Source organism: Moraxella lacunata (genome assembly GCF_002027545.1).
Classification (GTDB): domain Bacteria; phylum Pseudomonadota; class Gammaproteobacteria; order Pseudomonadales; family Moraxellaceae; genus Moraxella; species Moraxella lacunata.
The window spans coordinates 1-11386 of the sequence record NZ_MXAN01000042.1 but is presented as its reverse complement, the minus strand read 5'-3'; the positions used below and the strand labels follow the sequence as shown (position 1 = coordinate 11386).

Annotated in this window: 9 protein-coding genes; 2 read left to right on the top strand and 7 right to left on the bottom strand. The window is 43.7% G+C overall.

All coding sequences use genetic code 11. The features are described 5' to 3' along the window. Positions 1–675 precede the first annotated feature (675 nt). Complete coding sequence (gene hemA / locus B5J94_RS06355; RefSeq protein ID WP_062499439.1) at positions 676–2010, top strand: glutamyl-tRNA reductase; 1335 nt, start codon at positions 676–678, stop codon at positions 2008–2010. A 21-nt stretch (positions 2011–2031) separates the two neighbouring features. Here hemA and B5J94_RS06350 read toward each other — a convergent pair whose 3' ends face one another. The 7 genes from B5J94_RS06350 to yaaA form a co-directional block, all read right to left on the bottom strand. Further along, positions 2032–2997, bottom strand: a complete 966-nt coding sequence (locus B5J94_RS06350) for a regulatory protein RecX (RefSeq protein ID WP_062499437.1) — start codon at positions 2995–2997, stop codon at positions 2032–2034. 5 nt (positions 2998–3002) lie between these two features. Further along, positions 3003–4061, bottom strand: a complete 1059-nt coding sequence (recA, locus tag B5J94_RS06345) for a recombinase RecA (RefSeq protein ID WP_062499443.1) — start codon at positions 4059–4061, stop codon at positions 3003–3005. An 81-nt stretch (positions 4062–4142) separates the two neighbouring features. Continuing rightward, entirely contained in the window at positions 4143–5285 is a 1143-nt protein-coding gene (locus B5J94_RS06340; RefSeq protein WP_062499435.1) for an ABC transporter permease, read from the bottom strand. Beyond that, positions 5285–6463 carry an ABC transporter permease gene (locus B5J94_RS06335; RefSeq protein ID WP_062499432.1) on the bottom strand — a complete coding sequence of 393 codons (1179 nt, stop codon included), beginning with the start codon at positions 6461–6463 and terminating at the stop codon, positions 5285–5287. The genes B5J94_RS06340 and B5J94_RS06335 overlap by 1 nt, the downstream gene beginning before the upstream one ends. A 27-nt stretch (positions 6464–6490) precedes the next feature. Beyond that, entirely contained in the window at positions 6491–7654 is a 1164-nt protein-coding gene (locus tag B5J94_RS06330; protein WP_062499430.1) for an HlyD family secretion protein, read from the bottom strand. A 46-nt stretch (positions 7655–7700) separates the two neighbouring features. After that, complete coding sequence (locus B5J94_RS06325) at positions 7701–9179, bottom strand: TolC family protein (RefSeq protein WP_143821923.1); 1479 nt, start codon at positions 9177–9179, stop codon at positions 7701–7703. A gap of 127 nt (positions 9180–9306) precedes the next feature. Next, positions 9307–10089, bottom strand: a complete 783-nt coding sequence (gene yaaA, locus B5J94_RS06320) for a peroxide stress protein YaaA (protein ID WP_062499428.1) — start codon at positions 10087–10089, stop codon at positions 9307–9309. A gap of 167 nt (positions 10090–10256) precedes the next feature. Between yaaA and B5J94_RS06315 the strand changes: the two genes are divergently transcribed. Further along, entirely contained in the window at positions 10257–11327 is a 1071-nt protein-coding gene (locus tag B5J94_RS06315) for an enoyl-CoA hydratase/isomerase family protein (protein ID WP_062499426.1), read from the top strand. Positions 11328–11386 lie beyond the last annotated feature (59 nt).

Sequence of the window (11386 nt, the reverse complement as noted above, 5' to 3'; positions counted from 1 at the left end):
TTTTGGGGTGCGGTTCATAAAGTGCCTTATTATAAGATGAAATGCCAAACAGTTGCAATGTTTTGAAACAATTTTAATGTAAAAATTACCAAAAAAATTGGCATATACCCAATAAACTTTAAAATTACTACAAACGCAATGATGTTTGGATGTAGGGACGTGCTGTGTACGCCCTGCACGGTAATGTCATCAAGGGTGTGCTCAGCACACCCCTACAAACCCGTGGTAAATATCAAGTTGGTTGAGTGTAAATCAAATGTATTGTGGCAATAGAATAAATCTGTACAATAATTCGTCAATTTTATATACAGGCAAAAAAAGACCCACTGAAGGAGGGGCAGTGGGTTGAGGAAAGGTTACGATGATTATTATTGTTATGTTATTCTAAATAGGGATGGGGTGGATTTTTTCAAGGATAAAAGGAGAAAAAAATGATAATTTTTAAAAAACTCATCATGTCCTAGCCTAGGATTGTTTGCGGTTAGGTTTTGAGGGGTGGGGTGTATTTTAGCATGGGTAAATGCCCATTTAAAACGATTGATTTTGTCAAAGTGTGTGTTTTGATTGAAAAGTTTCATAAAAACCCCCATTTTTTGTGTGTTTTTGGCAAATGGTGTTATAATAATCCGTTTCATCATCTGTTTGTTTTATTTTTATCCACCAAATATAGCTGTCATGAAATTAGCCGTCATCGGAGTCAATCACAAAACCGCCCCTGTCGCTTTGCGAGAGCGGTTGTCGTTCGGCTCGGATTTGCCACAGGCGATTACTGACATTCGCCGTCTTGATGAATCGGTCTCGGGGGCGGTCATCGTCTCTACTTGTAACCGCAGTGAGATTTATGTGGGGTTTGATGATGAGTGGCAAGCGGTCAATGATGACGATGACGTGAGCGTGCAGGCAGGGCGAGTGCGGTCGTGGCTTGCCGAGTTTAAGGGCGTGGCACTAGATGACATTTCGCCTTTTTTGTACATTTATGAGAACAACCGTGCATTAAACCACTGGCTTCGTGTGGCGTCAGGGCTAGATTCGATGATACTGGGCGAGCCACAGATTCTAGGGCAAATCAGACAAGCGGTATCACAGTCGCAGGCAGTGAGTGGGGTGGGCAGTGATTTTCATTGGCTCACTCAGCAGATTTTTGCGTCAGCACGCAGTGTCCGCCGTGATAGCAAAGTTGGACAGCAGGCGGTCACGTTAGGGTTTGCGACCGCCAAACTGGTTACGCAGATATTTGACAAGCCAGAGAATACCACGCTACTGATGGTGGCAGCAGGCGAGATGAACCGCCTTGTCGCTCATAACGTGGCAAGCCTTGGCATGAAAAACATCATCATCGCCAATCGCAGTCCACAGCGTGCCGAACTGCTCAAAGATGAGCTGGTACAAATGGTAGAGAATGCAGGGCGGTCAGTGCATGTTGAGTGCGTGGGGCTGGACAGTCTGGGGCAGGTGCTAAGCCGTGCCGATGTGGTGAGCAGTTGTAGCGGTAGCATGGATACGCTGATTAGCACAGAGATGGTCAAGCATGCCCAAAAGGTGCGTCGTCATCGCCCGTTGCTATTGGTGGATTTGGCGGTGCCACGAGACATCGACCCTGCGGTGGGCGGATTTGATGATGTTTATCTGTATTCGGTGGATGATTTACAGCACGTCATCGCAGGCAACCTAGAAGAGCGAAAACAAGCGGCGGTAGAGGCGGAGCTGATGGTCAGTCAGCTGACCCTAAGTATCGAGAGCCAAATGCAACTGCTGTCCGCCAGACGTTATATTGCTGATTATCGCATGATGGCGGACGAGCATAAGAACCGACTGCTGTCACACGCCAAACACCGTCTGGCACAGGGTGATGACATGATGACGGTGTTGGATGAATTTGCTCATCGCCTGACCAATACGCTCACGCACTCGCCGTCACGACTCATTCGAACCGTTGCCACGCACCAAGATTCACAGCTTTTAGAAGTGGTGGCGACAGGGCTGATGGACTACCGTGATAGGCGGGTCTGACTGGTTTAGTTGAAATCACCTTTACTCAAAATCCCCCAAATTCATCTTTAACGCATCAAAACACACGCCCATGTCAAAGCCTCGATACTGCAAAAATCGCAGTTGGCGGGCTTTTTCTTTGGGGTCTTTTGGGATGGTATTGCCATATTTTTTACAGCGAGCTTCTACGGCAAGTTTTAGCCAGTTTATCTCATCGTCCCTGTCATCACCCTTGTTATCATCGTCCAAAATCGTACCATCTGCCACGCTGTCCACATCACTCATGGCAATCAGTTCGTCCATACCACCAAAATCTTTGACGTCAAGCCCTGCTTTTTTTAGGCTGTCCGTCAGATACCGCACGCCACGCCCTTTACGTACCGTTTCACGCACAAGCATGGTCGCACAGCGTGTGTCGGACTGATAGCCTTTTTCGGCAAATTCATCAAGCAGTTCATCTACCGCCTGTGGGTCGCAGTCTTTGGCGATGAGCTTGGCTTTGAGTTCGTGGCGAGATAACTCTTTTTTGGATAAATAATAAAACGCCAGCCAACGCAAATAGCGGGTTTCTTTGTCGGGAAGTTGTAATTTTTCAATTTCCACTTGGCTGAGTAGTTTTAAAGAATTATCATCAAGCACCGTTTGACTGTTGTCTTTTAATAACAAATCCACCGCGGACGGCTTGTCATCGCTTTTTTGGGATTTGCGTTTGCGTGTGGGTGTTGGCGTATCGGTTTGGGAGTTGGAATTTTGGGTGTTTTTAACTATTTTTTTAGATTTTTTAAAAGGTTGTTTGGCGGTGTTGGTTAAATTTTTTGGTTTATCGGATAAAAAATTGTCATCGGATTGTTGGTATGTATTGCTGTTTTTATCGTCCGTTTTATCGGATTTTTTGGTATTTTGATTGTCCGTATTGTTATTCTTGTTATCAAAAGTTTTAGCAGACACAGGTTGCCCCATGTCTGCCAAAATGTCATCTAAGGTTTGTATTTTTATGGGTTTGACCATAAAAATTAGTCGTCCATGCCTTCGACATATTCAGGCACTTCGCCGTCATCATCGCTGGGGGCGACTGGCACGACATTGGCAAGTTTTAACTCACGGATTTTGGCTTCAATCTCTTGGGCGATTGCAGGATTTTCCGCCAAAAATTGACAGGCATTGGCTTTACCTTGACCGATTTTTGAGCCTTCATAGCTGTACCACGCCCCTGATTTGCCGACAATGTCAAGACTTGCCCCGATATCCACAATCTCGCCCAAGCGGTTAATGCCTTCGCCATACATGATGTCAAATTCGGTTTGGCGAAATGGGGGAGCCATTTTGTTTTTGATGACTTTGACACGGGTTTCAGAGCCGATGATTTCTTCTTTGTCCTTGACCGAGCCGATACGGCGAATGTCTAAGCGTACAGACGCATAAAACTTCAAGGCGTTACCACCTGTTGTGGTTTCAGGAGAGCCGAACATAACCCCAATTTTCATGCGGATTTGGTTGATGAAAATCACCATGCAGTTAGAGCGTTTGGCGTTACCGGTGATTTTACGTAAGGCTTGACTCATGAGGCGTGCTTGTAGACCCATGTGGCTGTCGCCCATCTCACCTTCAATCTCAGCTTTTGGGGTTAAGGCGGCAACTGAGTCCACAACAATCAAATCCACCGCCCCAGAGCGTACAAGCATGTCCACGATTTCAAGGGCTTGTTCACCATTGTCAGGCTGAGACACCATAAGTTCACTTAGATTCACGCCCAGTTTTTTGGCATAAATGGGGTCTAGGGCATGTTCTGCATCAATAAATGCACATTTTCCGCCTTGTTTTTGGCATTCGGCAATGGTCTGTAAGGTCAGCGTGGTTTTGCCCGAGCTTTCAGGGCCAAAAATCTCAACAATACGCCCCTTTGGCAGACCGCCAATCCCTAGGGCAATATCAAGCCCAAGTGAGCCTGTGGAGATGGTCTCTACATCTGCCTTAACAGACTCATCACCCAAATTCATGATGGTGTTTTTACCAAACGCCTTTTCAATCTGAGCCAAAGCCATTTGTAATGCTTTTTCTTTATTACCTTCAATATTATCGTCTTTTTCTTTGGGTGCTTTTGCCATGAGAATTACCTTTTTTGTATAAAATTAACATGATGGATTGTGCCTATTTTAGCACTTTTTTGGGCAAAATGTCGGTAATTTTTGCACTTTACCCACACCATTAGCAGTATACCGCAACCGCCAAAACGCCACCCCCAAACAAAGCACCGCCACACTTGCCAAATATGCCATCTTTTGCCAAACATCTTGAATGGGTACGCCCATCTGATTGAGCTGAACGAACATTTGTACGCCTTGTGTGGTTGGCAGGGCATTGGCTAATGGTTGTAAAAATTTGGGCATCGCCATCAGTGGGTAAGCAAGCCCTGTTAGCATAAATAATGGCACAGAGCTAAAAATGAGCAACACACCCACCTTAGCACCATCAGCTACCCATGATGCGATTAATAAAGCCACCCCAATGGCACAGCTGACAAAGATGGGGACACCGAGCATCATTCCCCAAAAGTTACCACCCCTAGGATAATCATGCCACCAAAATACAAAACCAAATAAATAAAAACACGACAAACAGCCAATGGTCAATGCCACCGCATAAATTGCCAAAAAATCACAAGCACTGGCACGCCATAACCTTTGACGATAACCTGCCACAAGCATGGCAAGACCCAGCACGATGGTTTGGTAGACGATGATGGGAGCAACAGCAGGAAAAATATAGCTGCCATATCCTGATAAGGGGTTAAATAATGCTGATTGATGGACAAGCTCTGGCATGGGCTTATGTCTAGTTTGGGTGACTTGTCCTAACTCTTGGATGATGGTTGCTTGTAATGATGATACCAGACCTGCACCGATATTTTGTGTACGCAAAAAATACGCCGAACTCAGATACAGCCCAACCCCGCCTGTTTGACCATGATGAATGCTTTGGCTAAGATTGTCAGGCAATAATAAAATCCCATCTGCCTTTGCTGATTGTACCAGCATTTGAGCTTGCCTAAAATCACTCACAACCGCCAAAACATGTATGTTGGGCGTATGGCTTGTGGTGTGGATGATGGCTTGGGTGAGCGGGCTTTGCTCTTCATCAACAATCACAATGGGCAAATCGGCAGGACGCTGAGCTTGATAGGCAAACGGATAAAAGAAACCATAAAACACCACCGACAGCACCATGGTCAAAAAAATAGACCTGTCTTTGATGATATCCAGCCAGATGGTCAGATATTGTTTGATAAATCGTCTCATCAACTGTCATCCTTGGGTGTATTTGGTATGGCTATTAAGGTCTTTTTGATGCGTCTAAGCAGTAATAGGCTACCGATGGCAAAAATTAGCACAAATATCAGCAAAGAGTTAAGGTGTGCTAGGGTGATGATAAATGGACTGCCAATCACCCACTGTTCAACTTGTAGACGGGCAAAGGGAGTAAAGGGGATAATCTGCGACCAAAATTGGGTAAAGCCTGAGGCGTTGTTTAGTGGTAGAGTAACCCCTGCAAAACTCATCGATGAACCGCCATAGACCGCCAAAATGCCATAGCTTTTATTGATGTTTTGAGTTTTAAGCACCACCATCGCCCCAAATAAGGCATAAGCAAGATAAAACAACAGTTGACCGATAATCAGTACAAATAACGACCCTGCCACAAACCAGCCACGCACCCCAATAAGCCACGCCTGCCATAGCCCATGCCAAAGGCTGATTATCAGCACATACACGCTTATTTTACCAAACAACGCCCCAAAAGGTGAATGATATAACCATTCATGTACGCTGTGTTCATGAAATTCTTGTCCAATGGCGTGGGCAACCAAACAGCACAGTAATAAATGCAACACCGCAGCGACCAAAAACGGCTCTAAAAAGAATTCATAGCTTAAATTGGGGTTAAACAGCACCGATATTTTGACATGAGGCATGTTGCCAGACAAATGGGGTAAGACACCAGTTAAATGCTTGGTTTGTATAAATTTGGCAATACCGCCTTTGGTGCTTTTAGATAGGGCAGATGAGATGGCACTGCCAATGCTAAAAAATGATTGATTGTAGGCAATGTGGATGCCTGTGTTTTCACCACGCACCAAACGATTTTGGGCATCCTTGGGAATGTATATGTAGCCACCAACATCCAAACGATTGATGGCATGATGAGCATCTTGTATATCATCTAAAATTAGGACGGCTTCAACGGTTTCATTATGATGAATGTGCTGATAAATCAAATGGCTTAATTCACTGTTATCCTCATCAACCAAAGCCACAGGCAGATGATGTGCTTTACCATGATAAAACATGGCTCCAAATAAGACAATGATGACAAGCGGTGCTATCATGACCATCGCCAAATCAAATCGGTTACATGATAAGCGGTTAAGCTCACGCAAAAATGCTTGGCAAAAAGCACGAATAAAGCGAACAATCATGGATATCAGGCTTATTTGAATGAAAATTTAGGGCAAAACAGTGATATCAAATATCACACTCATGCCCACTTTTAACCCTTCAATGGGGGTGATGGGTTCAAGTTTGGTTTTAAAGCTATGAATGTCATAACCGCCTGTCTGTCTGGTATTTTTGATGGTGGCAAACTCTCCCTCATCCTCGGTATGCACGATTTTAAAATCGGCGGTTTTGTTCAGTGCAGGGATGAAACCAGTGAGCTTGGGCAGGGCATGGACATGACTGTACTGATTTTCTTGGACGCTTATGGTAATGGTAGGGTGGTTGTCAAGCAGGCTCATCACAGGCACCGCTGGCATGACCAGTTCACTGCTTTGGATGTAGATTTTTGAGACCGTGCCATCAATGGGGGCATAGAGCATGGTTTCGGCATCTAGGGCATTGGCTTCGGCAACCGCCGCACGAGCGATTTGGACTTGGGCGTCGGCGGACGATTTTAATTCATCAGTGCGACCACGCTCGGCTTTTAGATACTGCTGCTGTGCTGCTTGGGCAATTTGAGCAGAAGACTGCTTCGCTGCTCTCATCTCATCACGGCGTTGGCGGGAGATGACACCTTCTTGATACAAATACTCACCACGGCGATAGCTCTCCTCTGCCAGTGTTGCCTGAGCTTTGGCACTTTGCCAATTGGCGTACAGGGTGTCTACATTTTCTTGTCTTGTGCCACGGTCTGTGGACGACTGAAAGGCAAGGGCTGACTGTAACATGGCAGCGGCTTGCTGTTTTTTGGCGTCAATTTCAGGACTGATAAGCTGAACCAAAGGTTCACCTGTCCTGACAGCTTGACCCTCTTTAACATAAATGGCAGCAACACGACTGGGCAGTTTGGTGCTGATGTTCACCGTTTCGCCCTCCACACGCCCTTGAATGCTAAATGTGGCAGGCCCGGTAATCTTTTGTCTGACATGAGCAATCACCCCCTTTGGTGGCTCATTTGTGCTACCAATGGCGTTAGCTGTTGGCAAGTTTTGCGGTGTGCCATAGCTTTGTATCAAACCAAAAATAATCACCAAAAGCACACTGCCAATGAGTGCCAATAATAAGAATAACGCCAAAGGTCTGGGCTTTGATTTGGCTTGTGTGTGGGGTTTTTGTTTTTTTGGATGGTTGCCATCGGTATCTGGCTTAACATCATCGGTCTTATCAGTCATGGTTTTGGGCTGTCAAATGGTTGGGGTTAAGTATGAGCGTTATCAATCACAATTTATGAGCATCATCCAAAGACAAATAATCATCAAAGTCATCAATTGTCCCTGTGTGATGCAACAGCGTCGCCAATGCCAAAAGGTAGCGATACGCATTTAGAGCGGTTTCGCTGTCAATCTGTGATAAAGCACTTTGGGCATCAACCACACCTGCCACCGTCCCAAACCCTTCTTGAAAAGACAGCGTCTGGATACGCAAATTTTCTTTGGCGGCCCGATGATTTTGTTGTAGTAGGGCGTGGGTTTTTTGTGCCAGCACCATCTCGCCATAAGCGGTGTGCATGGTGGTTGTGATGTGTTCATTGACTTGTTCATGACCTAATTTGGCTGCTTGTTTTTGTAGGTGTGCTGCCCCAATCTGCTTATCACGGTCAATGCCTGATAATAGGTTATACTGAACCGCCACACCTGCAAACCAATCAGGCTTATCATCTAAGGTATAACGAGCCACAGCGGCAATTTTTGGTTTTTTGGTGGATTGTCTTAGGGCGATATTTTCATCGGCAAGCAAAATGTCGGTTTTTAGCTTTTGATTTAATGGCGTATTTTGGGAGTCTTTGAGTAATGCTTGCCAATTGGGTCGATGCTGGGTGTTGATAAACAGCGGTGTGCTTAGCGGTTCAATGTGGGGCAAACCAAGCAAAACGGCAAGCTCATAAATGCTGTTTTGGTGCTGATTTTGGGTGCTTTGATACAGTCTTTGTACCTGATTGCGTGCCACTTCAAATTGCATACGCTGTCCACGACTGATAAAACCTTGCTGTTCTAATTTATAAGCATTATCTACATGTAGCTGTATGGCGCTAAGCGTGTTTTGTTGTGTGTCGGTCAGCTGTTTTTGTAATTGCACATTAAAATAATGGCGAATCAAATTAAGTTTTGCCAAAGAGATGCGTTCTTGTAATCCAAATTTACCACGCTGTGCTTGTAGATTGGCGATATTTTTGCTGCTGCTGATTAGGCCACCTGTATAGATGGGCATCGTGGCGGTAATGTTTGGGGTAATGCCATCATGGCGTAGCTTGACATCTTGATGGTCAGGCAGGCGGTCAAGGGCGGTTTGGGTGCTGTTATGCAAAGCATCTAACAGACCATCGGGTGCATTGCCAAAGCGATGGTCAAAATGGGTGTTAATGTGCTGGGCGGTCTGCTCTTTGATATTATCTAGGGGTATGTTGCTGTTTTGTTGTAGTGCAAAGGCGTGTGCATTGAGCGATATCCTAGGATAGTGTAATTTTTGTAACGATTCTGCTTGTAAGACATCAGCTTGATACAAGGCATGACTTGCTTGTATGGCAGAGCTGTTGCTCATGAGCTGTTTTTGGGCATCAAGCAAGCTATAATCAGCATTGGCCTGCTGTACTAACAATAATCCCAAAAGCAAAAAATAGGGCATTTTCATGGTTGAAAAATAAACAAAATTTAAAATCCTATCATAACAAGGCTGATTGTAATTGGCAATACCAAAAATCCATCATTTAATAACCATCAGGTATTTATTTTAAGTTGATTTTTGTTGTTAATTATGCTTTATGTTGATTAATGAGTGGGATATATTTAAGTAATGGATGGCGAGTAAATTGGTGGGTAAATAACGCCTAAATCTGCTCATCTCTTTTAAATATCCATTCATCATGACCACTGGCTTTTTCATCAAAATAATAACCGTCCATATCAAAGTGTTTTAAGTCATTGGGGTCTGTAATGCGATTTTTTGCACAAAAATTCATCATCATGCCACGAGCTTTTTTGGCGTAGAAACTTATAATTTTATACTGCCCGTTTTTTTGGTCTAAGAATTTGGGTGTGATAATATCCGCCTTGATTTTTGAGGTATTGACTGCTTTAAAATATTCACCCGATGCAAGATTTATCAATACATCAGAACCGCTATTTTTGATATTATGATTTATCACATCGGTAATCTCATCGCCCCAATAGCTGTATAAATCATCAGCATGGGCTGTTTTTAATTTCACGCCCATTTCTAGCCGATAAGGTAGCATATTATCCAATGGCTTTAAAATGCCATACAATCCTGATAAAATTCCTAAATGTTGATTTAGATATAAAATCTCGTCGGTATTTAATGAATAAGCATCAAGCCCTGTATAAGCATCGCCATCAAACAGATAAATGGCAGGCTTTTTATTGTCATCAAAAGGATAAGTCCAGTTTTGGTTACGAGTGATATTTAATTCGGCGATTTGTTTAGACACACCCATGAGTTCTTGTAAGTCTATGATATCTTTATTTTTTAAAGTTTTCATCAAATCCATGGCGTAATTTATGAATATTGGTTCGCTTAAATGACCTTTTATGTGAAAGGGAATGGCGGTTTTTTCATCCAGTTTTTTGGCAGGGGACATTAAACAGTACATGATGCTTGATAAATATCTAAGTGAATGGTTAGTAAAAATATTATAAGATAACTCAAATGATTTTTCAATTTAAAATATTGATTCGATGGTTCAAATTTGTTATATTAAAATCAATCACTTTAAAAACCCTTAATTGTCTATCTTAATCACACTAAAAGGAATTTATCATGACTGACACGATTTTGACACGCCTAGCCCCAACCACCAACGCTAAGCGTATTGGTATCATCACACTAAACAACCCCAAAGCCCTAAATGCCCAAGACCTAGGCATGGTCAAAACCATACGCACGCACCTAGATACATGGATGAACGATGACAGTGTGGCGGTTGTGGTGCTACATGGTGCAGGCGATAAAGGATTGTGTGCAGGTGGTGACATCAAGGCACTCTATGGCAAGACGAACAAGACAACCGCTCACGACTTTTTTACGCACGAATATGGACTCATGTACGCCATGCACACCTATCCTAAGCCCATCATGGTATGGGGGCATGGGATTGTCATGGGGGGTGGTATGGGGCTGTTTGGCGGGTCAAGCCATAAAGTCGTTACGCCCACCACACGCATGGCAATGCCTGAGGTCTCTATCGGGCTGTTTCCTGACGCAGGGGCATCTTATTTTTTAAATCATTTGGCGGGCAAGATTGGGCTGTTTTTGGGGCTGACGGGAGCAAGATTTACAGGGGCGGATGCTTGGGCATTTGGTTTGGCAGACTTTGCCATCGGTCATGACAGATTTGATGAGCTCATCGGTCTTATTTGCCAAATTGACTTTAAAGATGATAGAAGCAACCACCATTTATTATCTGCCTGTTTAAATGACTCTCATGATACATCCATATTGGGTGAGAGTGAATTGTCAAAGGCATTTGATGAGATTAATCATCTGATGAATGTAGGTGATTTGATGGATATTGATAAAGCCCTAATGGCTTATGATGGCGATAATGATATGATTAAATCCGCCATAGACATTTATAGACATGGTTCAGATACCACAAAAGCGATTACCTTTAAAATCTATCATGATTTAAAAACAACCAAAAAAGACTTTTCCTTAAAACAAATATTTGACCTAGAAACCTGCGTGGCAACCCATTGTGTCAATCATGGTGATTTTCAAGAGGGGGTGCGAGCATTGCTCATTGATAAAGACAAAAACCCCAAATGGCGATATACGCTTGCCAATATGCCAGAAGGATATATTGATGAGTTTTTTGGGGAATTTGTTTAGTTGGGGTTGTTCATTACAGGTGTATTTTAAATTTTGGACGTGTAGCAACTGTATTCCAC